Origin of the sequence: Croceicoccus sediminis, assembly GCF_007570835.1 — a bacterium.
Lineage (GTDB): Bacteria > Pseudomonadota > Alphaproteobacteria > Sphingomonadales > Sphingomonadaceae > Croceicoccus > Croceicoccus sediminis.
In genome coordinates, this window is sequence record NZ_SUNC01000004.1 from 198,752 (window position 1) to 222,712 (window position 23,961).

The 23,961-nt window shown below is 64.6% G+C and carries 24 protein-coding genes; 6 read left to right on the forward strand and 18 right to left on the reverse strand.

Annotation, left to right across the window (positions count from 1 at the left end):
- The first annotated feature begins 84 nt into the window (after positions 1 to 84).
- Positions 85 to 432 carry a PilZ domain-containing protein gene (locus FAX90_RS14035; RefSeq protein WP_144098047.1) on the forward strand — a complete coding sequence of 116 codons (348 nt, stop codon included), beginning with the start codon at positions 85 to 87 and terminating at the stop codon, positions 430 to 432.
- Positions 433 to 456: 24 nt separating this feature from the next.
- Here the strand turns inward: FAX90_RS14035 and FAX90_RS14040 are convergent, their stop codons facing one another.
- Both FAX90_RS14040 and FAX90_RS14045 read right to left on the reverse strand, forming a co-directional pair.
- Positions 457 to 1,716 carry an SAM-dependent methyltransferase gene (locus FAX90_RS14040; RefSeq protein WP_144098048.1) on the reverse strand — a complete coding sequence of 420 codons (1,260 nt, stop codon included), beginning with the start codon at positions 1,714 to 1,716 and terminating at the stop codon, positions 457 to 459.
- Positions 1,717 to 1,749: 33 nt separating this feature from the next.
- Positions 1,750 to 3,135, reverse strand: a complete 1,386-nt coding sequence (locus FAX90_RS14045) for a cryptochrome/photolyase family protein (RefSeq protein ID WP_144098049.1) — start codon at positions 3,133 to 3,135, stop codon at positions 1,750 to 1,752.
- A gap of 89 nt (positions 3,136 to 3,224) precedes the next feature.
- Between FAX90_RS14045 and FAX90_RS14050 the strand changes: the two genes are divergently transcribed.
- Positions 3,225 to 3,935: a phosphatase PAP2 family protein gene (locus FAX90_RS14050; RefSeq protein ID WP_144098050.1), complete on the forward strand. Its 711-nt coding sequence runs from the start codon at positions 3,225 to 3,227 to the stop codon at positions 3,933 to 3,935.
- On the opposite strand, the gene FAX90_RS14055 is transcribed toward FAX90_RS14050, so the two are convergent.
- The 4 genes from FAX90_RS14055 to FAX90_RS14070 form a co-directional block, all read right to left on the reverse strand.
- Positions 3,923 to 4,885 carry a metal-dependent hydrolase gene (locus FAX90_RS14055; protein WP_144098051.1) on the reverse strand — a complete coding sequence of 321 codons (963 nt, stop codon included), beginning with the start codon at positions 4,883 to 4,885 and terminating at the stop codon, positions 3,923 to 3,925. The genes FAX90_RS14050 and FAX90_RS14055 overlap by 13 nt on opposite strands.
- Before the next feature lie 100 nt (positions 4,886 to 4,985).
- Positions 4,986 to 6,092, reverse strand: a complete 1,107-nt coding sequence (locus FAX90_RS14060) for an NADH:flavin oxidoreductase (RefSeq protein ID WP_144098052.1) — start codon at positions 6,090 to 6,092, stop codon at positions 4,986 to 4,988.
- 6 nt (positions 6,093 to 6,098) lie between these two features.
- Entirely contained in the window at positions 6,099 to 7,133 is a 1,035-nt protein-coding gene (locus FAX90_RS14065; RefSeq protein WP_144098053.1) for a 2-oxoacid:ferredoxin oxidoreductase subunit beta, read from the reverse strand.
- A 12-nt stretch (positions 7,134 to 7,145) separates the two neighbouring features.
- Positions 7,146 to 9,086: a 2-oxoacid:acceptor oxidoreductase subunit alpha gene (locus FAX90_RS14070; protein ID WP_144098054.1), complete on the reverse strand. Its 1,941-nt coding sequence runs from the start codon at positions 9,084 to 9,086 to the stop codon at positions 7,146 to 7,148.
- 161 nt (positions 9,087 to 9,247) lie between these two features.
- On the opposite strand from FAX90_RS14070, the gene FAX90_RS14075 reads away from it, so the two are divergent.
- Positions 9,248 to 9,730, forward strand: a complete 483-nt coding sequence (locus FAX90_RS14075) for an RNA pyrophosphohydrolase (RefSeq protein ID WP_144098055.1) — start codon at positions 9,248 to 9,250, stop codon at positions 9,728 to 9,730.
- A 16-nt stretch (positions 9,731 to 9,746) separates the two neighbouring features.
- Here FAX90_RS14075 and FAX90_RS14080 read toward each other — a convergent pair whose 3' ends face one another.
- The 6 genes from FAX90_RS14080 to FAX90_RS14105 form a co-directional block, all read right to left on the reverse strand.
- A complete protein-coding gene (locus tag FAX90_RS14080; RefSeq protein WP_144098056.1) occupies positions 9,747 to 10,256 on the reverse strand; it encodes a tetratricopeptide repeat protein in 510 nt (169 codons plus the stop codon).
- Between the two features lie 75 nt (positions 10,257 to 10,331).
- On the reverse strand, positions 10,332 to 11,510 hold the full coding sequence (locus FAX90_RS14085) for an RsmB/NOP family class I SAM-dependent RNA methyltransferase (RefSeq protein WP_144098057.1): 1,179 nt from the start codon (positions 11,508 to 11,510) through the stop codon (positions 10,332 to 10,334).
- 2 nt (positions 11,511 to 11,512) lie between these two features.
- Positions 11,513 to 11,806 carry a hypothetical protein gene (locus FAX90_RS14090; RefSeq protein WP_144098058.1) on the reverse strand — a complete coding sequence of 98 codons (294 nt, stop codon included), beginning with the start codon at positions 11,804 to 11,806 and terminating at the stop codon, positions 11,513 to 11,515.
- Positions 11,806 to 13,290, reverse strand: coding sequence for an IMP dehydrogenase (gene guaB, locus FAX90_RS14095; protein WP_144098059.1), 1,485 nt, complete (start codon positions 13,288 to 13,290; stop codon positions 11,806 to 11,808). Before guaB ends, FAX90_RS14090 begins: the two co-directional genes overlap by 1 nt.
- A 70-nt stretch (positions 13,291 to 13,360) precedes the next feature.
- Positions 13,361 to 14,308, reverse strand: a complete 948-nt coding sequence (locus FAX90_RS14100; RefSeq protein ID WP_170234996.1) for a M28 family peptidase — start codon at positions 14,306 to 14,308, stop codon at positions 13,361 to 13,363.
- Between the two features lie 117 nt (positions 14,309 to 14,425).
- Positions 14,426 to 15,217: a 3-hydroxybutyrate dehydrogenase gene (locus tag FAX90_RS14105; RefSeq protein ID WP_144098061.1), complete on the reverse strand. Its 792-nt coding sequence runs from the start codon at positions 15,215 to 15,217 to the stop codon at positions 14,426 to 14,428.
- A 55-nt stretch (positions 15,218 to 15,272) separates the two neighbouring features.
- On the opposite strand from FAX90_RS14105, the gene ypfJ reads away from it, so the two are divergent.
- Both ypfJ and FAX90_RS14115 read left to right on the forward strand, forming a co-directional pair.
- Positions 15,273 to 16,118 carry a KPN_02809 family neutral zinc metallopeptidase gene (gene ypfJ, locus FAX90_RS14110; protein ID WP_144098062.1) on the forward strand — a complete coding sequence of 282 codons (846 nt, stop codon included), beginning with the start codon at positions 15,273 to 15,275 and terminating at the stop codon, positions 16,116 to 16,118.
- Positions 16,088 to 16,750 carry a hypothetical protein gene (locus tag FAX90_RS14115; RefSeq protein ID WP_205700700.1) on the forward strand — a complete coding sequence of 221 codons (663 nt, stop codon included), beginning with the start codon at positions 16,088 to 16,090 and terminating at the stop codon, positions 16,748 to 16,750. Before ypfJ ends, FAX90_RS14115 begins: the two co-directional genes overlap by 31 nt.
- Positions 16,751 to 16,768: 18 nt before the next feature.
- On the opposite strand, the gene creD is transcribed toward FAX90_RS14115, so the two are convergent.
- The 3 genes from creD to FAX90_RS14130 all read right to left on the reverse strand — a co-directional run bounded on the left by creD (position 16,769) and on the right by FAX90_RS14130 (position 20,285).
- On the reverse strand, positions 16,769 to 18,163 hold the full coding sequence (gene creD, locus FAX90_RS14120; protein WP_144098063.1) for a cell envelope integrity protein CreD: 1,395 nt from the start codon (positions 18,161 to 18,163) through the stop codon (positions 16,769 to 16,771).
- An 80-nt stretch (positions 18,164 to 18,243) separates the two neighbouring features.
- On the reverse strand, positions 18,244 to 19,902 hold the full coding sequence (locus FAX90_RS14125; protein WP_144098064.1) for a M56 family metallopeptidase: 1,659 nt from the start codon (positions 19,900 to 19,902) through the stop codon (positions 18,244 to 18,246).
- Positions 19,899 to 20,285 (reverse strand): BlaI/MecI/CopY family transcriptional regulator, encoded by a 387-nt coding sequence (locus tag FAX90_RS14130; protein WP_144098065.1) that lies wholly within the window; start codon positions 20,283 to 20,285, stop codon positions 19,899 to 19,901. The genes FAX90_RS14125 and FAX90_RS14130 overlap by 4 nt, the downstream gene beginning before the upstream one ends.
- Before the next feature lie 168 nt (positions 20,286 to 20,453).
- On the opposite strand from FAX90_RS14130, the gene FAX90_RS14135 reads away from it, so the two are divergent.
- Entirely contained in the window at positions 20,454 to 21,122 is a 669-nt protein-coding gene (locus FAX90_RS14135) for a peptidylprolyl isomerase (RefSeq protein ID WP_144098066.1), read from the forward strand.
- A 10-nt stretch (positions 21,123 to 21,132) separates the two neighbouring features.
- Here FAX90_RS14135 and FAX90_RS14140 read toward each other — a convergent pair whose 3' ends face one another.
- From FAX90_RS14140 to sdhD, 3 genes are all read right to left on the reverse strand, one after another.
- Complete coding sequence (locus FAX90_RS14140; RefSeq protein WP_144098067.1) at positions 21,133 to 21,651, reverse strand: hypothetical protein; 519 nt, start codon at positions 21,649 to 21,651, stop codon at positions 21,133 to 21,135.
- 105 nt (positions 21,652 to 21,756) lie between these two features.
- On the reverse strand, positions 21,757 to 23,577 hold the full coding sequence (gene sdhA, locus FAX90_RS14145; protein WP_144098068.1) for a succinate dehydrogenase flavoprotein subunit: 1,821 nt from the start codon (positions 23,575 to 23,577) through the stop codon (positions 21,757 to 21,759).
- A 4-nt stretch (positions 23,578 to 23,581) separates the two neighbouring features.
- Positions 23,582 to 23,959: a succinate dehydrogenase, hydrophobic membrane anchor protein gene (gene sdhD / locus FAX90_RS14150; protein ID WP_144098069.1), complete on the reverse strand. Its 378-nt coding sequence runs from the start codon at positions 23,957 to 23,959 to the stop codon at positions 23,582 to 23,584.
- Between the last annotated feature and the right edge of the window lie 2 nt (positions 23,960 to 23,961).

The window sequence follows — 23,961 nt, forward strand, 5'->3', positions numbered from 1 at the left end:
AGGAACGGCCGAGTCCCGCAACCGCGTAATCGGCTATGGTTGCTCCCCTTGGTGGAGCGTCTCTTTTGCAAGGGAACATGTGCCATGACCGAATTTTTCCTCTCCGACCGCTACTTCAAGGCGTCGCAGGAAGATCGCAGCTCGCCGCGCCTTCAGCTCACCATCCCGGTGACGCTGCGCCCGGCTGGCGGACACGGCTTTTCAAGCGAAGTGCAGGACCTCTCGCTAGGCGGCTTTTCCGCCCAATGCGTCAATCGCCTTGCCGTCGGCACGCTGTGCTGGCTCAAACTGCCGGGCCTTGCCGCGCTGCAGTGCGAAGTGATCTGGTGGCAGAACAACCTTGTCGGTTGCGCCTTCCAGAACTTGCTCAGCCCGATCGTCTACGACGACATCGTCAGCCGGTATCGCAACGCCTCGGCGCGCCGGGTCTGATCCGTATTTTCGCGTAGGCGGGGGTCAGGGGTTCTTCACCAGAGTGACCTGGTGAACGTCGATCCCGCCGCCGCGAAAACCGCCTTCGCAATACATCAGGTAGAACCGCCAGAGCCCCACGAAGCGGTCATCGAAACCGCGCGGCAGTTTCCCCTCTGCTGCCGCGCGGTCGAACGCGTCGCGCCACAGCTTCAGCGTTTCGGCATAGTCCAGCCCGAAGTCCGCCTGGTCCTGCCATGACAAGCCCCGTTCTTCCGCCAACTGCCGAAACTCGCTGGTGCGGATCAGCAGACCGCCGGGGAAGATGAACGCCTGAATGAAATCGGCCGAGGCGGCATAGGCTTCGAAAAGGTCGTCGCGGATGGAGATGAACTGTATCGCCGCGCGCCCTCCGGGCTTCAGGTTGCGGGCGATGCAATCCATGTAAGTCGGCCAGTATTCGCGGCCCAGCGCCTCCACCATCTCGACACTGGCGATGGCGTCGTAGCTGCCCGCCGTGTCGCGGTAGTCCTGATGCCGGAAATCGACCTTGCGGGTATCGGCGGCATTGGCTTCGCGCGCATAGGCAAGCTGTTCGTCCGACAGGCTGATCGCGGTGACATCCGCGCCATAATCGGTCGCCATCGTCCGGGCCAGGTAACCCCAGCCGCACCCGATCTCCAGTACGCGCGATTTCTCCGACAGGTCCAGCCGGTCGGCCAATGCGCGGACCTTGGCCTGCTGCGCCTGTTCCAACGGGATCTGGGTGCCGGCGAAGATCGCGCTGGAATAGCACAGCGTCGGGTCCAGCCACGCGGCGTAGAAATCGTTGCCGAGGTCGTAGTGGGCCGAGATGTTGGCCTTGGCCCCGTTGATCGTATTGCGATTGAGCCAGTGCGCAAGGCGCGAGGCCAGGCGCCATGGCCCCTTGGCGCGGCCGACCGAGCCGAGCCCGTCGGCATTCTTCATGAACAGGGCGAAGATCGGCACGGGGTCGGGGCTGTCCCATTCGCCCGCTTCCCATGCGCGGTACCAGCCTACCGAACCGCCGGTAAACAGCCGCACGATGGCGCGCCAGTCGCGAATGTGGATGCGCGCGTCGAAACCGGGTCGACGCCCGCCGACGACGCGCGTGGACCCGTCGGGCAAGCGCGCCTCAATCCGCCCGCTTTCAAGGCCAGCGTCGATCCGCTCGACAACCTTTTCGACACCGCCCGCGACAAGCCGGGCAATCGGTCCGCCGCCGTCGCCAAAGCGAAAGCCGCCGTCGAGGAGATGCCGCCCGCGTGTGTTACCCTGTCCCATCGGGGTCATCTATGCGACGCGACGCGCCGCCTTTCAACCGCCCGACTTCATCTCTTTATAAGCAGCCAGCGCCCGCTCGCGCGCTTCCCTGTGGCCGATCAGTTTCTCGGGATAGTCCTTGGGCCGATGTTCGTCGTCGGGGTCGTGGATCTGGTCATCGGACAGGTCGGCCAGTTCGGGCACCCATTCGCGGATATAGGCAGCCGCGTCGAACTTCTCCGACTGGCTCAGCGGGGCCATGATCCGCGAAAACATGTTGCTGTCGACGCCGGTGCCCGAAATCCACTGCCAGTTGACGCCGTTGTTGCCATAGTCGGCATCGACCAGCGTGTCCCAGTACCATTCCTCGCCATGCCGCCAGTCGATCAGCAGGTGCTTTACCAGAAAGCTCGCCGCGATCATGCGGACGCGGTTGTGCATCCAGCCCGTCGCCCACAACTGCCGCATTCCGGCATCGACGATGGGGTAACCCGTCCGCCCCTTCTGCCAGGCCTTCAGATCTTCCTCTATCAGGTGGCCCCGGTTGGGATTGCGCCACAGCGAATTGTCGTAATCGCGGTAGGACTGCGTGGGATAATCGGGAAACTGGCAGATGACGTTCTGGGCATAGTCACGCCACAGAAGTTCGCCGCGATAGGTATCGGCCCCGGCTCCCGTATGCCGCGATAGCCGGTCCCAGACCTGCGTCGGCGAAATCTCCCCGAAATGCAGGTGCGGCGACAGGCGGGACGACCCGTCGACCGAGGGCAGGTTCCGGTCATCCTCGTAATCCTTCACGTGGTCGGTCCAGTCCTCCAGCCGGTCATGCGCGGCCTTTTCGCCCACGTCCCACGCCTTTTCGATACCGCCAGCCCAATCGGGCTTCGTCGGCAGCAGGTCCCAGTCCGACAACTTGTCGGATTCGGGCCAGTTGTCGGGGTTGGAAAGCGATGGTTCGTCCAGCACTTCGCGCGCGGGCAGGCACTGGCGCGCCGCTTTCGCGAACGGAGTGTAGATCTTGTACGGGTCGCCCGATCCCGTCGTCACCGTACCGGGCGGCAAGAGGTAATTGCCGTCGTGCAGGCAAAGCTCGACCTCTTTCGCCAGCTTGCCCTGCGCCTTGCGCCACCACGGTTCGTAATGCCGGATCGCGTGGACCTCGCACGCGCCGGTTTCCTCCACCAGCTTCGCGATTTCCTTCGCCGCATCGCCGCGCCGCAGGATCAGCTTCGACCGATGCCGACCCAGCGAGGCATCCAGCGATTTCAGCGAATAGTGGAGCCACCATCGCGACGCGCCGCCCATGGCGTGATGGCCCGGCCCATCATCATCCAGCACATAGACCGGGATGACCGGCCCATCGGCAGCCGCGGCGCACAGCGCGGGATGATCGGACAGGCGAAGGTCGCGGCGAAACCAGACGATGCGGGGGGCGGTCATTCATTCTCCCATGGATCATGCGCGCAGGTCCCTTGGCACGCGCACGCTCTCTTCGGGAACGGGGCGCGGCGTCCGTGGGTTCCCGATAGATGACGGTTCCCCAACAGACAGTCGTCCTGCCCGAACGCGGCTGGCGTATCGACAAGCGCAAGGCCTTGGCCCTCGCGCTGCTCTTCTGGCTCGGCTTTGCCGCTATCGCCGTGGCGGTCCAGACCGGTAATACGCAGGCGATCGACCGCTTCGGCCTGATGTTCTGGCGCGGCGCGGACGGCATCGTGCCGCGCGGGCCGGAAAAGTTGCTGGAAATGGTGCGTGACGTGACTGCGCTGGGCGGTGTGCTGCTGCGCAACCTGTTCGCACTAGGCGCGGTGATCGCGCTCCTGTTCCTGCGGCTGAGGCGCGAAGCCGCGCTGTTTGCCGCGACGGTGGTGGCCGGCTGGCTGGTCAACAGCGGGATCAAGCAACTGGTCGGCCGTGCCCGGCCCGAAATCGTGCCGCACCTGACCGAAGCGGGCGGCGCAAGTTTCCCCTCGGGTCATTCGTTCAATTCGGCGGTCGTCTACATCGCGATGGCGCTGGCCTTTGCCACGCTGTCGTCGCGGCAATCGGTGCGCCTGACGCTGATCGGCGTTGCAATGATCGCCAGCATGGCCATCGCGTGGAGCCGCGTGTGGCTGGGCGTGCACTGGCCCAGCGATGCGATGGCAGGATGGCTGGGCGGTGCGGCCTGGGCTTTTACCGCCGCCGCCTTGCTGCAACGGCCCGCGGCGAGGGCAGCCGACGCGGCTTATTCGAAGTAGCATTCCTCCGCCTCTGCCGGCACGTCGACGATCGTTTCGAAACGCCCGCCGGTGGCCCCGCCGTAGCGCGCGTCCTTCAGCACGTCGACCATGCGGCCATCGCGCTCCTCCCGCTCGACATAAGGGACGCGCGACCAGAACAGGAAAGCGCGCAGGGCGGCATCATCGGGCGCGAACATCGGCAATTGCAGCGGGTGGACGCAGGCAGGCTTGTCGGTCAGCACTTCGGGCTCCCCCACCAGCCCCTGCCCCAGCGTCCAGCGCTGCGTCGCCTTGCCGCGATAGATCGGGCCATCGACCTCGATAATCATGTCGCGTTGCCAGAACGCGAAAGGCACCGGGCTGGCAATCGCGTCGCGCTGCGGCGTCTGTGCGCGGGCCGTGGCGGTCGTGACCATGTTGAAATTGATATAGGCCAGCACCGCGACCAGCCCCAGCAGCGCAGGCCTTCGCCAGTTGCCGGTACCGCGTTTTTCGATCCGGCGCGACACGACGAAGGCAAGGATCATCGCCGCCCAGACCCACACATCGATGATGAACAGCGTGTCGCCATAGAACCAGCGGCTCGAAAACGGTTCAAGCAAGCGGATGCCATAGGTGTTCATCCAGTCGAGCGCGGGGTGCGACAGGCAGGCGATGAAGGACAACAGGTAAAGCCATCCGAACCGCACCGGCAGCCGGCCTTCGGGCCGCGTCCCGCGTTTCGTCTGCCAGCGGTCGAACCACCACAGGAACCCGGCAAGCAGCAGCGGCAGGACGACCCAGGCGACCGGCCCATGGGTCAGCCCGCGCCGCATGGCGAGGCTCTCTATGCCATAAACGACGCAGCCCGCGTCGATATCGGGCAAGTTGGCCCCGAAGATCAGCGCGGGCATGGCAAGGCCTGTACGGCGTTTGAGACCCGCCTGCCCCAGCAGCGCGCCGACGAGGCTATGTGTAAGATTATCCATCGGCCCGCCTCATGCAGGCAAAGCGCGCAGGCGGCAACGGATAACAAAAAGGGGAGCCGGCACGTGGCAGGCTCCCCTCTTCGTCATCGGGCCGGATGGATCAGACCAGTTCGCCCAGCATCTCCGTCTTGTATCCGTCGAGCTTGGCGATCTCGCCTTCGCGCACGCGTTTTGCCCAGTACGGGTTGGCGATCAGGGCGCGGCCTACGGCGATAAGATCGAACTCTTCGCGGTCCAGCCGTTCCTCGAGGTCGCCGAGATCGGGCGTCGCGTCGGTTTCCTGACCCGCGAAAGCACCGAAGAAGTCCTGCGAAAGGCTGACCGAACCGACCGAGATCGTGGCAGCGCCGGTCAGCTTCTTGACCCAGCCTGCAAGGTTCAGGCCCTTCTCGCCGTCGATTTCCGGAAACTCCGGTTCCCAGAATCGGCGCTGCGAACAATGCAGCAGGTCCGCGCCCGCATCGACCAGCGGCTGCGTCCACGCGGCCAGTGCATCGGGCGTCGTGGCAAGGCGGCGTTCGTAGTCCTGCTGGCTCCACTGGCTGATGCGAAGCGACAGCGGCGTGTCGCCGATCGCCTTGCGGACGGCAGAGACGATGTCGGTGGCAAACCGGGTGCGGTCGGCCAGTGTCGCGCCGCCCCATTCGTCATCGCGCTGGTTGGTGCCGTCCCAGAAGAACTGGTCGATCAGGTAACCATGCGCGCCGTGCAGTTCGATCGCGTCGCAGCCGATTTCGACCGCCGACCGGCAGGCATCGACAAAGGCGTCGATGGTGTCGATGACGTCGTTACGGCTCATCGCCTGGCCATAAGGTTCGCCAGGCTTATACAGGCCGGACGGACCTTCGGGCGTACCGGGACGCGGCTTGTCGGGGAACTGGGCGCGGACAAGGCCGGTGTGCCAGATCTGCGGCGCGAACAGGCCGCCCGCTTCGTGGACGGTGTCCACCACGTTCTTCCAGCCGGCCAGCGCCTCTTTCCCGTGAAAGAAGGGAATGCCCGCATCATTGCGCGCCTCGGGCCGGTCGATGACCGTGCCTTCGGACAGGATCAGGCCGACCTCGCCCTCTGCGCGCTTGCGATAGTATTCCGCCATGTCGGCGGTGGGCACGCCGTTGTCGGAAAAGTTGCGGGTCATCGGGGCCATGACGATGCGGTTGGGCAAGGTCAGGCCCCGAATGGTGAACGGGGTGAAGAGTGTGCTCATGCCCCGTCAGATGGGGTCTTGCGCGGTCCCGTCAACTGTCCACGTCTGGCCCTTGGCCAGCAGCGAGCCGAGATTGGAAGCCCTTGCCGTGCGGGCCTTGGCCATTTCCTCTGCCACTACGGCGTCATAGGCGGGACGCGGATCATCGTAGATCACGCCAAGCGCCATCGGGAACGGACCGAACGGCAGTTCGACCAGCATGTGGGCCAGCGTACGGTTCTTCACGTCGTGAACCATGACGCCCGCAGCTTCCCAGTCGCCGTCTGCGACGTCCACGACCTTCAGGGTCATGTTCTCGACATCGCGGGCAAGCCCCTTCGTGCCTTTTGCGAACAGCATCGGCTGCCCGTCTTCGAGCCAGAGCTGCTGGTCTTCGGCACCCTTGGGCGCGGCGAAGTCGTTGAACACGTCCTTGTTGTAGACGATGCAGTTCTGGAAAATCTCGACGAAAGCCGCGCCCTTGTGGGCATGGGCCGCCTTCAGCACGTCGGGCAGGTTCTTCGACACGTCGAATCCGCGCGCCACGAAACGCGCACCCGAACCCAGCGCGAAAGCGCAGGGCTGTGCCGGGCGGTCGATCGATCCACCGGGGGCCGACGGGCTCTTCGTGCCCTGGCGGCTGGTCGGCGAATACTGGCCCTTGGTCAGGCCGTAGATTTCGTTGTTGAACAGCAGGATCTGCACGTCGATGTTACGGCGCAGGATGTGCATCGTGTGGTTGCCGCCGATGGACATGCCGTCGCCATCGCCCGTCACCATCCACACGTCGAGTTCCGGGTTCGCCAGCTTGATGCCGGTGACGAACGCGGGCGCGCGGCCGTGGATCGTGTGGAAGCCATAGCTTTCGACGTAATAGGGGAAACGGCTGGAACAGCCGATGCCCGATACGAAGACAGTCTTGGCCGGATCGGCGTTCAGCTGCGGCAGCGTGCGCTGCACGGCCTTCAGGATGGCGTAGTCACCGCAACCGGGGCACCAGCGCACCTCCTGATCGGTTTCCCAGTCCTTGAGCGTGGTCTGCACAGGAGTCATGTCGTTCATTGTTCGCGGACCTCAGGGATTGGCCGCTTCCGGGCTCGGAAGCTGGTTATCGTTTACTTCGACTTCGCCGCCGATCTGCGACGGGCGCGGTTCGCCAAGCGCGTCGCAGATCGCGTCCTCGATCTCGGCAATGGCGAACGGCTGACCGCTGGTCTTGGTCAGCGGCTGCGCATCGACGAGATACTGGTCGCGCAGCACGGTCTTGAACTGGCCCGTGTTCATTTCGGGGACCAGCACCTTGTCAAAGCCCTTGAGCAGGTCACCCAGGTTCTTCGGCAGCGGCCAGACGTTGCGGACGTGGACGTGGCTGACATCCAGCCCGCGCTTGCGCGCACGGCGCACCGCCTGGTGGATGGGGCCGTATGTCGAACCCCAGCCGACGAGGACGAGCTTGCCGCTCTCGTTGCCGAGGCAGACGTCCTGCGGCGGAATGGAATCGGCGATGCCATCGACCTTGTCCTTGCGGGCGTCGGTCATCGCCTGGTGGTTGGCGGGCGAATAGTCGATGTGACCGGTCCCTTGCGCCTTCTCGATCCCGCCAATGCGGTGCATCAGGCCCGGTGTGCCCGGCTTGATCCACGGACGTGCGCCCTTCTCGTCACGCGCGAAGGGAAGAAGTTCGTCCTCCCCTTCTGCGTTCTTCGCGTTCTTCTCGGTCAGGAACTTGGCCGGGAACGGCTCGTAGTCCGCAGGGTTCGGCACCTTCCACGGCTCTGCCGCGTTGGCGATATAACCGTCGGTCAACAGCATGACCGGGGTCATGTACTGAACCGCGATGCGGCACGCCTCGATCGCGCATTCGAACGCGTCGGCGGGGCTGCGCGCGGCGATCACCGGCATCGGCGCATCGCCGTTGCGGCCATAGACCGCCTGGTAAAGATCCGACTGCTCGGTCTTGGTCGGCAGGCCGGTCGAGGGGCCGCCACGCTGCGAGTTCACGATGACGAGCGGAAGCTCGGTCATGATGGCAAGGCCCATCGCCTCACCCTTCAGCGCGATGCCCGGACCCGATGACGAGGTAACGCCAAGCTGTCCGGCATAGGACGCGCCGATCGCCGAACAGATCGCGGCGATCTCGTCCTCGGCCTGGAAGGTCTGGACGTCGTATTCCTTGAGGCGGGCAAGGTGATGCAGGATGGCCGACGCCGGTGTGATCGGATAGCCGCCGAAGAACATCGGCAGTTCGGCCAGCTGGGCGCCAGCGACAAGGCCGAGGCTGATCGATTCGGCGCCGGTGATCGTGCGGTAAAGGCCCGGTTCGGACGCGACGGGATCGACATGGACCTGCTTGAGCGGGCCGGAAATCTCCGCGGTCTCGCCATAGGCGTGCCCTGCGTCGAGCGCGGCGATGTTCGCCTCTGCCAGTTCGGGTGCCTTGGCGAACTTGGCCTTCAGCCAGTCATGGATCGGTGCGCGCGGACGATCGAACATCCACAGCGCAAGGCCCAGCGTCCACATGTTCTTGCAGCGCAGGGCTTCCTTCTTGCCGAGGCCAAAAGGCTTCACCGCCTCAAGCGTCAGTTCGCTGATGTCGAAGGCCAGCACGTCCCACTTGGCAAGCCCGTCGCCTTCCAGCGGATTGGTGTCGTACTTCGCCTTGTCGAGGTTGCGCTTCGTGAATTCGCCCGTGTCGGCGATAATCAACCCGCCCGGCTTCAACGCGGCAAGGTTCACCTTCAGCGCGGCCGGGTTCATCGCGACCAGCACGTCGGGCGCATCGCCCGCGGTTTCGATCGCGGTGGAGCCGAAATTGATCTGGAATGCCGAAACGCCGAACAGCGTACCCTGCGGCGCGCGAATTTCGGCGGGGAAGTCGGGGAATGTCGCCAGATCGTTACCGGCAAGTGCGGTCGACAGCGTGAACTGTCCCCCCGTCAGCTGCATCCCATCGCCGGAATCGCCCGCGAACCGGACGACGACAGCCTCTGGGGCGGTTGTTTTATCGGACGCCATTCACTTATCCTTGCAGTGGCCTTCGATCACGAATAGCCGAAAATCGTTGGGCGGACCTAGGCCTCCAACTTGCGTGTTTCAATTCAGAAAAACTATGCTGCCTGATAAGGCGAGCATTGCACCGCAGTGTCTTCGCACTGCAGCAAAGCCAAGGAGCCTCGATGTCGAAACCCGATCCCGCGCTTTACAGGCCTTGCGCCGGCCTCATGATCATCAATGCGCAAAGCCGCGTTTTCGTGGGCAAGCGGATCGACACGAAAGAAGGCGACTGGTGGCAGATGCCGCAAGGCGGCGTCGATCCGGGCGAGGACCTGGTCGAGGCCGCATACCGCGAATTGCACGAGGAAACCGGCATCGCCCGCGACAAGGCGGACATCATCGCGCGCACGGAAGAAGAGCTGTTCTACGACTTGCCCGAAGAGTTGAAGGGCAAGCTGTGGGGCGGCCGGTACATCGGCCAGCGCCAGTCGTGGTTCCTGATGCGCTTTACCGGCGCGGACAGCGATATCGACTTGGGCGTCCACGATCCGGCCGAATTCAATGACTATCGCTGGACACAGGCGGATCTGCTGCCGGACCTGATCATTCCGTTCAAGCGGCCGGTCTATACCCGCGTGCTGGAATTGTTTCGCCCGCATCTATGAGCGGGCCGACCGCCACCTAGTTGCGCGCGGCGGGTTCCGCGACGGCGGCGCTCGCCTCTGCCGACTGCACCTTGGGCAGCGGACCGCGTGCGATGACAGAGGCCAGCTCTGCCGCCTCGGCGCAATTGGTGCCGCACATCGACTGCAACTTGGCAAGGTTGCCCTCTGCCTGCTTGACGGCGCCCTTTTCGGCCATGGCCGCACCTTCGCCCGAAATTGCGGCGAGGTTGCCCGGATCGCGTTCCTGCGCTTCGCGGTAATACTTGATCGCCTGCCCCTGCATCCCCTTGGCGCGGGATACCTCGGCCAGTTCGAGATAGGCCTGCGTGCTGGCCGGATCGACGGCAAGCGCGGCTTCGAAACGATCGGTCGCGGCGTCAAGATCGCCGGCGGCGAGCGCGGTGCGGCCCGACGCGATCAGCTCTGCCGCTTGCGGGTTTACGGTGTGCGGTGCCTGTCCGAAACTGCTGCTCGCACTCACTGCGACGAATAGGGAAATCGCGGCGGCGATCGGCGTGTAGCGCATCAGCAGCTCCGTAGTCCGTTCAGAACTGGCAGCGGAATATCGTTGGTTAACAACTGCCATAGTCCGCGAAGCCTATCAGACCAAATCTATACGTGCGATGAAAAATCCGTCCGTACCATCGTCCAGAGGGGCAAGCCGCCAACCTTTTCCGCGCGAGCTTCCTGCAGAAAGATTGACATTACCTGCTGAGAATTGGGGATTCCGCGCAAGGAAAAGATCGAGCACGTCGGCCCCTTCGGCATCGAGGAGCGAGCAGGTGATGAACACGATCCGCCCGCCGGGCCGGACCAGCCGGGCCGCGATCTCGAGGATCTCGAGCTGAGTCGCGGCATAGCGCGCCACTTGCGATTCGCTGAGCCGCCAGCGCGCTTCGGGATTGCGGCGCCAGGTGCCGGTGCCCGAACAGGGCGCGTCGACCAGGACGGCATCGGCCCCGCCCTCCCACTGGGCCAGCGCCTCGATCTCCCGTCCGGGATTGAGCAGGACGGTATGCGCGATCTGTGCCCCTGCCCTTTCGGCACGCGGGCCCAGGCGCGAAAGCCGGTCGCGGTTGGTGTCGGCGGCGATCAGCGTACCGCCATTCGCCATCTGCGCGGCAAGCGCGAGGGTCTTGCCGCCTGCCCCGGCGCACAAGTCGATCACGGTCTCCCCGGCCTTGGCCTCGACGACCGAACAGGCCAGCTGGCTGCCGCCGTCCTGGACCTCGATCTCTCCGCTGGCAAAAGCGTCCCATCTTTCGACCGGCGTGCCTGCCGCAAAGCGCAGGCCCTGTTCGGCGATCAGAGGTTCACCCTGTTCAAGCAGTTGGATGGTTTCGCGGTCCGCCTTCAGCGTGTTGACCCGAACGTCGAGCGGCGCGCGGTCCAGCAGCGCGGCTGCCGCAGCGCCCGCAATTCCGCTGCGCGATAATGCGATTTCGAGCCATTCGGGCGCGATTCCGCCCATCGCTGCGACCTCATCGTCCCCGATCGCCTGCGGACCATAGTCCGACCCGTCGAACAGGTCGGCGATCGCGGGGTCGATTTCGGCAAGGCGCAGCATGGCCGCGCGGCCACTAGCCGGCACCGGACCGCAGGCGCGGATCGCGGCGTATATGTTTTCGCGGATGGCGCGGCGGTCCTTCGACCCGGCATAGCGCCGCGCCTTCAACCCGTCGGCGACGATACGGTCGGCACTTGCCCCGCCGCTGCGCGCGGCGGCGATGATGTCGTCCAGTATCTCGATCGCGGCCTGAACGCGGGCGGCCGGGCGCACCGCTACTTGCCTTTCGAAAGGCGGCGGCGGTTTGCGCTGACGGTCTTGCCGACGTGCTTGATCGTGCGTTCGACCGCCTTGTCGCCGGTGCCCAGCGATCCGGTCATCGCCATGAACGACAATTCGGCCGCGGCGCGCATTTTCTCTTCGACCATGCGGCTTGCCTCGCGCTGGGCGCGCGGGTCACCCGACATGATCATCCAGCTGCGCGCGGCGATCACGAACCAGCTCTCGGCCCAGAGCATCATCGCGTCGGTTGCAAGTTTCGCCGGGTCCGTCCCGGCCTTGCGCGACATCAGTTACCGCTGGTCGGGTAGTTGGGAGCCTCACGCGTGATGGCGACGTCGTGGACGTGGCTTTCGCGAAGGCCTGCATTGGTGATGCGCACGAACTGTGCGTCCTTGCGCAGCGATTCGATGGTTTCACAGCCCGTGTAGCCCATCGCCGCCTTGATGCCGCCGACCAGCTGGTGGATGACGTCGCGCGCGGGGCCCTTGTAGGGAACCTGCCCCTCGATACCCTCGGGGACGAGCTTCATCTGTTCCTTAACGTCCTGCTGGAAGTAACGGTCCGCGCTGCCGCGGGCCATCGCGCCGACCGATCCCATGCCGCGATAGGATTTATAGGCGCGGCCCTGGTACAGGAACGTCTCGCCCGGCGCTTCCTCGGTCCCGGCCAGCATGGATCCGACCATGATGGTCGAGGCACCGGCGGCAACTGCCTTGGCCGCGTCGCCCGACGTACGGACGCCGCCATCGGCGATGACCGGAACGCCGTGCTTTTCGGCTTCCTCGGCGCTCTCCATAACAGCGGTCAACTGCGGCACGCCGACACCGGCGACGATGCGCGTGGTGCAGATCGAACCGGGGCCGATGCCGACCTTGATCCCGTCCGCGCCCGCGTCGATCAGGGCCTTCGTCGCCTCTGCCGTGGCGACGTTGCCGGCGATGATCTGGATATTGCTCGACAGCTTCTTGGCGCGTTCTACCGAGCGGGCGACGTCCTTGTTGTGGCCGTGCGCGGTATCGATGACGACGACGTCGACTTCGGCGTCGACCAGCGCCTGGGTGCGTTCGAAGCCCTTGTCGCCCACGGTGGATGCGGCAGCGACGCGCAGGCGGCCTGTGCTATCCTTGGTCGAATCCGGGTGCAGGACGGCTTTCTCGATGTCCTTCACCGTGATCAGGCCCACGCACTTGTAGGCATCGTCGACGACCAGCAGCTTTTCGATCCGGCGCTGGTGCAGCAGGCGGCGGGCGTCTTCGGAATCGATACCGGCGCTGACCGTGGCGAGGTTGTCCGCCGTCATCAGTTCCCTGACCGGCTGCTTGTCATTGACGGCAAAGCGCACGTCACGGTTGGTCAGGATGCCGCAAAGCTTGCCGCTGGCCTCTACCACCGGGATGCCGGAGATCGAATTGGCCTGCATGATCGCCCGCGCCTCGCCCAGCGTGGCATCGGGCGTGATGGTGATCGGGTTCACGACCATGCCGCTTTCGAACCGCTTTACCTGCCGGACCGCAGCGCACTGCTGTTCGACGGTGAGGTTGCGGTGAAGCACGCCCAGACCGCCGAGCTGCGCCATGACGATGGCCATCTCCGCCTCGGTCACGGTATCCATCGCGCTGGAGATGATCGGGATGTTCAGCGAAATCTCGCGGCTGACTTTCGTGCGGGTGTCCGCCATCGACGGCACGAGCGAGCTTTCCGCAGGCCGCAGCAGGACGTCGTCGAACGTCAGGCCGAGGGGAATGTCGCTAGCGGAAAAACGTTGTGCCATGGGCCCTGCCGATACGAGAGGTAATAGGGAGAATCGTGGCGGCCCATGTAACCACCAAGCGCCTTCGCCGCTAGGGGGCGTTTGCGGTAATTTCATCCCTTGCCGCCTGGGGCAGCGTCGCGGGGCTGGCCGCGCGGCGAATCAGGGCCACGTGAAAGGCCACCATGTCGGCTGCCGCGCCCAGTTCAACATGCTCCAACCCGTCGCTGGCACGGTGGTAATCACGGTCGAGATAGGCGGTCAGCCGGGCATCGTCGGCAAAGGCGGCGCTGACGATCACGGCGGGGACGTCATTGCTGGCAAAGGCCCAGCCGTCCTGTCTTTTCAGGAACGCCAGATTGCGCTCGTTCGGTTCGACCAGCCTGATCCCGGTATCGCCCGCCGTGGTGCTGATCAGGTCCATCAGCCCTTCGGTGCGGGGGCCCGCCAGCACGACGGCCGGCGCACCGGGCGGGGCCACCCCCTCGGTATCGAGATTGAACACGGCCACGAACTTGTCGAGCGGCACCGGCGGATCGGCAGCGAAGTCGTAGGCGCCTTTCAGACCGGCCTCCTCCCCGCCAGAGGCAAGGAAATAGACGTCGCGCACCGGCCTCGGCCCCTTGGCCAGTTCGCGCGCGATCTCGATCATCATGGCAAGGCCGCTGGCGTTGTCGATCGCGCCGTTGCAGATGCGGTCGCTGCCACGGCGGCGGCAGAGTCGCCCCTGCCCCAGGTGATCCCAGTGCGCGACCAGAAGGACCGCGCCAAATTTCGGGCCGGTGCCGGGCAGCCTGCCGATGAGGTTGTTGGTTTCGACCGGCTTGCCCCGCCGCGTCTCGAACGAAAAGGGCTTGCGCCACTCGTGCCCCGGATCGTGCGTGCCGGACTGCACACCCGCTGCCGCCAGCTGCGTCTGCAGATAATCGAGCGTCAGCTTCTCGCCCTTCGTCCCGACCTCGCGCCCGCCGTACCGGTCGGATGCAAGTTCGGCGACATGGGCATGAAGCGCCTGTTCCAGCGGCGAAAGATCGCGCACGGGGGCAAGAGCGCGTGGCGGCTCGGGAACGGAGGCACAGGAGGCCAGCAGCGCGAGTGCGCCGACCGCAATTACCCGAAATGCGCCCCTGCCCCCCATAGCCTTTTACTTATTCCCTCACTGCGCGGTCCAGCCGCCGTCGGCGGAAATGTTCGCCCCGGTGATGTTGTCGGCCACGTCGCGGCACAGGAACAGCGCCAGTGCGGCCAGATCGTCGGGCTGCGTGAATTTCTTGGTCGGCTCGCGTTCCAGCAGGACCTCGTTGATCACCTCTTCCCGGCTCATCTTGCGGGCCTTCATCGTGTCGGGGATCTGGTCTTCGACCAGAGGGGTCCAGACATAGCCCGGGGACAGGCAGTTCACCGTGATGTTTTCCTGCGCCAGTTCCAGCGCGAGTGTCTTGGTCAGGCCCGCCAGCCCGTGCTTTGCCGAGACATAGGCAGCCTTGAACGGCGATGCGGTCAGCGAATGGGCGCTGGCCGTCATGATGATCCGGCCCCAGCCCTTTTCCTTCATCTTGGGCACGGCAAGGCGGCTGGTGTGGAACGAGGAACTGAGGTTCAGCGCGATGATCTTGTCCCACTTGTCGACCGGGAAATTCTCGACCGGGGCGACATGCTGCATCCCGGCGTTGTTGATGAGGATGTCGACCGCGCCGAACTTGTCGAACGCGCCCTGCATCAATTCCTCGCAGCCTGCGGCGGTGGTCAGGTCGGTGTTGATGTAGATCGCCTCGGCCCCGCTCTTTGCGGCAAGGTCCTTCCTCTCCTTCTCGATTTCATCGGCATCACCGAAACCGTTGATGACGACGTTCGCTCCCTCGGCTGCCAAGGCCTTGGCATAGGCAAGGCCGATGCCGGAGGTGGAGCCGGTGACGAGAGCAGTTTTACCGGAAAGGAACATTCGCATCTCCTTGCGCATTATCAGGCAGGGGCCCTAATGCCCGCTATATGGAGGGCAAACGATGCGGCTCAACGATTTTTCCAAGAATATTCGCGTTCGTGATCAGCGTGGGATGGGCGGCACCGGCGGAAAGCTGGGTTGCGGCGCCATCGTGATCGCCATTCTGGGCGCCGTATTCTTCGGCGTCGACCCGATGACGACGCTGGGCGTGGTCGACCAGGTTCAGCAGACGCAGGGCGGTTCGCCGCAGGCCAGCGGCCGTACGGTCGAGGAAAGCTGCAACGTCAACGCCTATAGCCTCGAAACCTGTTCGGCGCTGTCCTCGCTCGACGAAACATGGGCACCGCTGTTCGCGCAGGCCAATATCCCGTTCGAACAGCCGACGCTCAATTTCTATGACGGGCGCGGCCAGTCCGGTTGCGGCGCGGCACAGGCCGCGATGGGGCCGTTCTATTGCCCGACCGACCAGGGCATCTACATCGACACCAGCTTCTACGACCAGCTCGACCGCCAGCTTGGCGCAGGCGGCGACTTTGCGCGGGCCTATGTCATCGGGCACGAATACGGACACCACATCCAGACGCTGACCGGGACATCGCAGATGGTCCGCCAGGCGCAGCAGCGCAATCCGTCGCAGTCGAACCAGCTTCAGGTGCGGATGGAGCTTCAGGCCGATTGCTATGCCGGTGTCTGGGCGGCCAAGAACCCGCAGCTGATCGAACCGGGCGACATCGAGGAAGGCCTGCGCGCCGCCAGCGCGATCGGCGACGATGCCCTGACGAAAGGGCGCGTATCGCCCGACAACTTCACACACGGCACCAGCCAGCAACGCATGCAGTGGCTGCAAAAGGGTCTGCGGACCGGAGACGAGGATCAATGCGACACTTTCGCCGACTTGCGGGGCTGACTGCCCTTTCGCTTGCGCTTGCCCCCGTCGCCGGGGCGCAGGCGCAAAGCCCGGTCGATCCCAACGTCAAGGCGGAGGATATCCCGATGCAGCCGCTTCGGGATCTCAATATCGATAGCGAAGACGTGCCCCCGCTGCTGCTCGACATCGGGAACGATCCCTATGCGACAGGCGGACTGGTTTCGTGCGACCACCTTGAACAGGCGATTGCCGATATCGACCTGATGCTGGGCGCGGACATCGACGACCCGCAGGAACGGTCTGACCTGCAGAAAGGCGTGAACAGCGCCGGGCGCATCGCCGGTTCTGTCGTCGGCGGGCTCATCCCGTTTCGCGGGATCGTGCGCGAAATTTCGGGCGCCAAGGGCAAGGAACGCCGCCTGCGCGTGCTGGTCAACGCGGCCATGGTGCGGCGCGGGTTCCTGAAAGGGATCGGCCTTGCGCGCGGCTGTCCCTATCCGGCCCGGCCCATGGTCGACGTGGAAAGCGGCAAGGCCAGCGCCGACGTTCCCGAATTTCCCGAAGCCGGCACTTACGAAGCACCCTTCATGCGAAACGGCGCGCAGGAAGGTCAGACACCTCCCGGCACGCCGAAACGCAAGTCCACCCCGCGGGTGCAGGACGTCGAATAGACGCCCTGCACCGCCGGTTCAGTCGATCCCGGGCGAAGTGCGCCCGATGCCTTGCCAGTCCACGTTGCGCGTCGCGTACATCGTGCCGGCCAGCGCAAAGAACAGCAGGACCGATCCGATCAGCAGGCTCAGCGCCTCGAGGCTGAGCAGCACGAACAGCAGAGCGTAGAGCCCTACCAGCAGCGCGCCGATGAACTTGGCCCGCTTCCAGCTTTTCAGCACCGCGGCGCTGTAGGCCGTGACAAGGCCGATGATCGCGATGCTGGCGACCGCATAGGCGGCGGCAAAACCGATCACTTCGGCAAAGGCCAGCAGCAGCACGAAGAACAGCACGAGGCCCGCCCCCGTCAGCAGGTATTCCGGCGCCGAAACGCTGGCCCCTGCCACGATGTCGAACATCAGGAAGGCAAGGAACGTGAAGCCGATGATAAGGAAACCGTATTTCACCGACCTGTCGATCTGGCTGTAGAGATCGACCGGTTCGACCAGCCCGACAGATGCGGCCATGCTGGGCCCGCCGCCGCCTCGATCGTATGCGGGCATGACCATACCGGGCCCGCCCACGATCGGCGGACCGGGATTTTCGCGCGACAAAAGATCTTCGCCCAGCGCAAGATCGGATACGGCGAAGGTCGCGGTGAAACCGTCGTCGCGCACGTCGCTTGTGGCCGGAAGGAAGCTGCCCGAAAAGCTGGGGTGCGGCCAGGCCGACGTCACGGTCCATTCCGTATCCGCACCGCGCGGAACAAGGCTCAGCGTCTCGCTGCCGCGCAGGCCATAGGACCAATCGACGTTCAGCTCTCCCGCGCCGTCCCAGTCGACGAAGCTGAAGAAGCCGGAGTTTCCGCTCGCCATCAGGCCCGAACCGGGTTTGGTGGTAAGCGTCTTGCCATCGGCGACGACGCGGCTGTCGTTCTGAAGCCCGCGCGCGTCCGAGATGCCGAAATGAAGCTCGGCCTGGTCGAACTTCATGTTCGCCACGTCGATACCGCGCCGCGCCAGATCGTCCGGCAAGGCGAACGTGGCCTTGCCCGACAGGCTGGCGTCGTAGATCACCGATTCGTAGATCGACTTCTTCTTGCGCTCCGGCTCGATCCCGGTCGCGACGTCGTGGCTTTTCGGAGAGAGGTAGAGATTGCGGGTGACGCGCTTGACCTGACGGACTTCCTGCCCGTTGGTCACCGTCGTCTCGACGCTGTTTTCTTCATAAGGGATCACGAGGACCGGCCCGGTCACGGTCTGCGGCCCGCCCCACCCCTGCGTGATGGTCGCGCGGGCCGTGCGGGACTGGTCCTGCCGGTCCCAGACCAGCGCATAGACCATGAACAAGGGCACCGCGAGCGCTGCGGCCAACAGCACGGTGCCCAAGAACTTGATTCCAGGCGATCTTGGCCGCCTGACCGGATTATCCATGATGTACTCCCCAATTCAACGCTGCGACGAGACGTGCTCTGACAGCGATGAACTGAGGGTTAATTGAGGCCGACTATTTCTCAGCCCTTGCGGCGGGCCGCCTTCATTTCCGCGATCTCGGCGTCGATTTCCGACAGGGCCTCGGCCTTTTCCTCGGCACTTAGATTGGACATCGATGCGATGCCCGAACGCACCTGCGACAGGGTATTGATGATCATGTCGTGCGGGACACCGGTACAGATGCGGCTGACGATCTCACCATTGTCGCGGGCCTGTCCGACCTCGCAATTGGCGTCGATCACCATCTTGCGAACGACGCGCTTCTTCGTCTTCCCGTCGCCTTCGACCTGGCTCATGCGGATGATGTGGACCTTGCCGTCCTTCGACACTTCGTGCTCGACCTCGGGCACGCTGTTCATGGCCATCGCGTGCGCGCGGCGTTCGGCTTCGGCGGCATGGCGTTCCACGATGGCTTCGCGACGCTCCATCTCGGCGGCGCGGCGTTCTTCGGCGGCCTCCTGACGCTCGAACTGCACTTCCATGCGTTCTGCCTCACGCTCGGCCTGTTCGGCTTCGCGTTCGAAGATCTCCATTTCGCGCTCGACCTCGCGCTCCATCACGGCGATCTCTTCTTCGGTCATGTCCGCGTCGGTCTCGACCTCGATCTGGCCGTCCTCGTCCCTGACGACGAAGACACGGCTTTCGACTTCGGGTTCGGCAAGCGCGCTGGATTCGGGCACTTCGGTCGTCTCGACCGTGCTTTCACCCTCGGCATAGGAAACCGATGCGGTCAGCGGCAGGGCGATAAGGCCCGCTGCGCCAACAAGAAGAAGGCCGGTGCGATGGCGGCGGGTCGTCGTATTCATGCCGAGGCTCCTCAGGCGGTGGACAATGGCTTTTTCGCCCAGCACCGGCCCGATCTCGCGGAAACCGGCCATGGGGGCTGCAAGCGCAAGGTTCTGTTCGCGGCTGCAGGCGGCGATCACTTCGCCGTAACGGGCGCGGTCTTCATGCGGGCGGCCTGTCATGACGCGGGCATCGCAGGCGGCCTCCTGATCCCGCCGCATCGCGCGCCAGCCCAGCCAGGCGACAGGATTGAACCAGTGCAGCGCCAGCACGGGCTGCGCGGCAAGGTTGGCCAGCAGGTCGTGCCCGCGGTGGTGGGCCAGTTCGTGCGCGATGGCGAGATCGCGGGCGGCAATGTCCTCGCTCGCCATGAAACCCGCCGGAAGGGCGATCACGCGTTCGCGCACGCCGAAGGCGACGGGCGCGGCAACGGCCTCGGTCTCGACAAGGCGGACGGAGCCCGCATCGCCGACCGGCACCGCACTTTGCAGCAGGTGCCGCGTCATCGCGCGATAACACCCGATGCGCCAGGCCAGGAACACGACCGCACCGACCAGCCAGAACGCGACGGCCACGTTGATCAGGATGTCATAGGGAATTGCGGAAGTCGCGATCTCCGGACCCGTTTCGACCACCGCGCCTTCGACCGTTTCGAAAACGATCGGCGCGCCTTCGACAGACGCGGCCTCGACCGGCTTCATCCACGCGGGCAGGACCAGCGGCGGCAGCACGAAGCGCGCCAGCGGCACCAGCCACAAGGCATAGGCGATGCGCGGCCCGAAAGCCCTTGCCACCGGCCTGCGCAAAAACAGGACCGCCGCGATCAGCATTCCCGTGTACAGGAAAGTATCGACAGCCCAGGAAATGACCGTCCCCGTCACGTCCCCCATCATTTTCTAAGCTCCCTCAGCAGAACTTCGATTTCCTCGATATCGGTATCGCTCAACGCCTCGGCCTCGGCCAGGTGCGCGAACAGCGAAGCGGCCTTGCCGCCGAACAGGCGGTCGACCAGGCGGCGCGATTCGTGGCCGACGAAATCGGCCCGCGCGATCACCGGCGAATAGAGAAAGCGGCGGCCATCAGGCTCTGCCGCGATGGCGTTCTTGCCGACAAGGCGCGACAGCAGCGTCTTGACCGTCGCAAGGCTCCACCCCCGATCCTCGCCCACGGTATCCGCCACTTCGGCAGCGGTCAGCGGCGAGCGGGTCCACAACGCCTCCATCACCGCCTGTTCGGCGTCGGAGATACGGTCGGGATTGGCGGTTTGCTTGCTCATGTCTCGCATTCGTGTCTTGCGGCGTCGTGTCTTTCGGCACGGGGCCAAATTGCGATTACAGGCGTAGTCGAAACGATTACGAGTGTAAACAGTGGACCTGCCTCGTTCGACGAACGACATACCGAAACCGACGAATGACGTTCAGCTTCGCAGGTGTAAGATGCGGGAATGAAACGTCGATTCGTGATCCGCTCGCTCTGGACGGCGCCCGTTGCCGCCCTTGCCCTGACCGCCCTTCCCGCCTTGGCGCAGGAAACCGCCGAACCGGCAGTCCCGGACGTGGCCGAGACGTTCGAGACGACGACCGTCGCCATGGAAACGACGGCAGGCACCATCATGCTGGAACTGGAAGTCGAACGCGCACCGATCACTGCCGCGAACTTCCTGAAATACGCCGACGAGGGCCGTTTGGACGGGACAGTGTTCTATCGCACCATGCGGCTCGACTGGGGCGACAAGGTCGCAGGGCTGATCCAGGGCGGGACGCAGTACGATCCCAAGCGGATATTGCCCCCCATCGCGCACGAGCCGACTAGCCAGACCGGCCTGTCGCATACCGAGGGCGCGATTTCGATGGCGCGCTACGAACCGGGCAGCGCGACGGGCGATTTCTCGATCATGGCGACCGACATGACCGGCCTCGACGCCGATCCCGACAGCGAAGACCCGGACCAGCAGGCGGGTTTCGCGGTGTTCGGCCACGTGGTCGAAGGCATGGACGTCGTAAAGGCGATCCATGCCGCCGCCGTCGATCCCGACAAGGGCGAAGGGTTCATGAAAGGCCAGATGCTGGCCGATCCGGTGAAGATCGTCAGCGTGAAGCGCGTATCCGAATAGACCGGGCCGATCAGGCGCGGGCGGCGGCGATCCGGCTTTCGATCTGGGCGCAGAGGGCGGCAAAATCGCCCTTGTGCGGGAACACATGGCCTGAAAGCTGGAGCTTCTTGCCGGTCCGCGACTTCAGCGCGATCGCATCGTCGTGCATGATGCGAAAGCGTTTCATGCCCTCGATCTCGTCCCACCGCATCGCGGTATCGCCGCGCATCGCGAAACCGGCGACGACGATCCGGTTGCGTTCAAGCCTGACGTGAGGCTGATTGCCCCGTACGAGGCCGAGAAGGATGAACAGTCCGATCCCGAAAGCGAACATGGCGCCAAGCAGAAACAGCCCCTGCCAGACCCATAACGGCAAGTCATAGCCCGTGTCGTACCCCTTCACGGTCACGCCGGTATCGTCGGTATAGACCAGCCCGTAGAGAAAGAAGCCACTGATCGCGAAGGCGACCAGAATGACGACGATCACCTGGTGAAGCGGTTGGTGCATTGCCAGCTTCACCGAACCGTCAGGACGCTGTTCGAACGGCATCACGCTTCCCCCCTGGACGCTTTCCCTGAAAACACGGGCCGCAGAATACGAAAAAGGCCCGGCTGCATCCAGCCGGGCCCTTTTGTAGCACCAGATCGGTGAAACTTAGTAAACGCGCTTCTTCGGCTCGATGTATTCCACATCGTCGGTGAGCGTGAATTCGTGGACCGGGCGATAGTCGATCTTGATCGATCCGCCCTTGCCGCCCCAACCGTCGAACCAGGTCGCGGTATGCTTCATCCATTCCGCATCGTTGCGTTCGGGGAAATCCTCGTGCGCGTGGGCGCCGCGGCTTTCCTTGCGGTTGTGCGCCGAATACATGGTCACGCTCGCCTGGCTGATCAGGTTGTCCAGCTCCAGCGTCTCGATCAGGTCCGAGTTCCAGATCAGCGACTTGTCGGCGACCGAGATGTCTTCCATCCGGGCGTAGACGTTCTTCAGCTTTTCCTTGCCCTCGGCCATCGATTCGTCGGTGCGGAACACCGCCGCATGGGCCGACATCGTGCGCTGCATCTCGGTGCGGATTTCCGACGTGGGCGAACTGCCGTTCGCGTGGCGGAAATGATCGAGGCGCGACAGGGCGAAGTCTGCGCTGTCCTTGGGCAGGTTGTCGTGTGCGGTGCCCGGCTTGATGTTTTCCTTGAGGTGATGGCCCGTTGCGCGGCCGAACACGACAAGGTCGATCAGCGAGTTGGAGCCGAGGCGGTTCGCGCCGTGGACCGACACGCAGGCCGCTTCGCCGACAGCGTACAGGCCCGGGACGACCGTTTCGGGGTTCCCGTCGGCACCGATCGTGACGACCTGGCCGTGGTAGTTACAGGGGATGCCGCCCATGTTGTAGTGGACGGTCGGAACCACCGGCAGCGGCTGACGGGTCAGGTCGACGCCTGCGAAGATCTTGCCGCTTTCGGTAATGCCGGGAAGGCGTTCGGCCAGCACGTTCGGATCGATGTGATCGAGGTGCAGGAAGATGTGGTCGCTTTCCGCGCCCACGCCGCGACCTTCGCGGATTTCCAGCGCCATCGAGCGCGAGACGACGTCGCGCGAGGCGAGGTCCTTGGCCGACGGGGCATAGCGTTCCATGAAACGCTCACCTTCCGAGTTGGTGAGATAGCCGCCCTCGCCGCGTGCACCTTCGGTGATGAGAACGCCCGCGCCGTAGATGCCGGTCGGGTGGAACTGCACGAATTCCATGTCCTGCAGCGGCAGGCCTGCGCGCAGCACCATGCCGCCACCGTCGCCGGTGCAGGTATGGGCCGACGTCGCGGTATAGTAGCAACGGCCATAGCCGCCGGTTGCCAGCACGACCGAGTGGGCGCGGAAGCGGTGGATCGAACCATCGTCGAGGCAGATGGCGATGACGCCCTTGCACTCGCCGTTCACCATGATGAGGTCGATGGCGAAATATTCGATGTAGAAGTCCGCGTCGTACTTCAGCGACTGCTGATACAGCGCGTGAAGCATCGCATGGCCGGTACGGTCGGCCGCGGCGCAGGTACGCTGCACCGGCGGGCCTTCGCCCATGTTCTGCATGTGGCCGCCGAAGGGACGCTGGTAGATCGTGCCTTCGGGGTTGCGCGAAAACGGAACGCCTGCATGCTCAAGCTCGATCACGGCCTGCGGCGCTTCGCGGACCATGTATTCGATCGCGTCCTGGTCGCCCAGCCAGTCCGACCCCTTCACGGTGTCGTACATGTGCCAGGTCCAGTGGTCGGGCGTGTTGTTGCCCAGCGATGCGGCGATGCCGCCCTGTGCCGCGACGGTGTGCGAACGCGTCGGGAAGACCTTGGTGATGCAGGCCGTCTTCAGGCCGGCTTCGGCGGCGCCCATCGTGGCGCGCAGGCCCGAACCGCCCGCACCCACGACGACGGTGTCATAGGTGTGGTCGATGATCTTGTAGGCAGGTTGAGTGCTTGCTTCGGCCATGTGATCAGGCTCCCAGCGCGATGCGAATGACGGAAACGACGCCGAAGACACCGGCGGCGAAGAAAACGAGGTTCAGGAGCACGATCGCGGCAAAGCGGTTCGCGCCGTGGACGTAATCCTCGATCATGACCTGCATGCCGAGACGGGCGTGCCAGAAGGTCGAAACGATCAGCAGGACCATCGCGGTCGCGGCCAGCGGAGCCGCAAGCCAGGCCTTCACCGTCGGGAAAGTGTAGTCGGGCAGCATGACGAGGCTGAACACGAACCACAGGACGAGGACGAGGTTGCCGATCGCGGTGAAGCGCTGGACCAGCCAGTGATGCGCGCCGTGCTTTGCCGAGCCGAGGCCGCGGACTTGTCCGATACGAGTACCGTTACCCATTT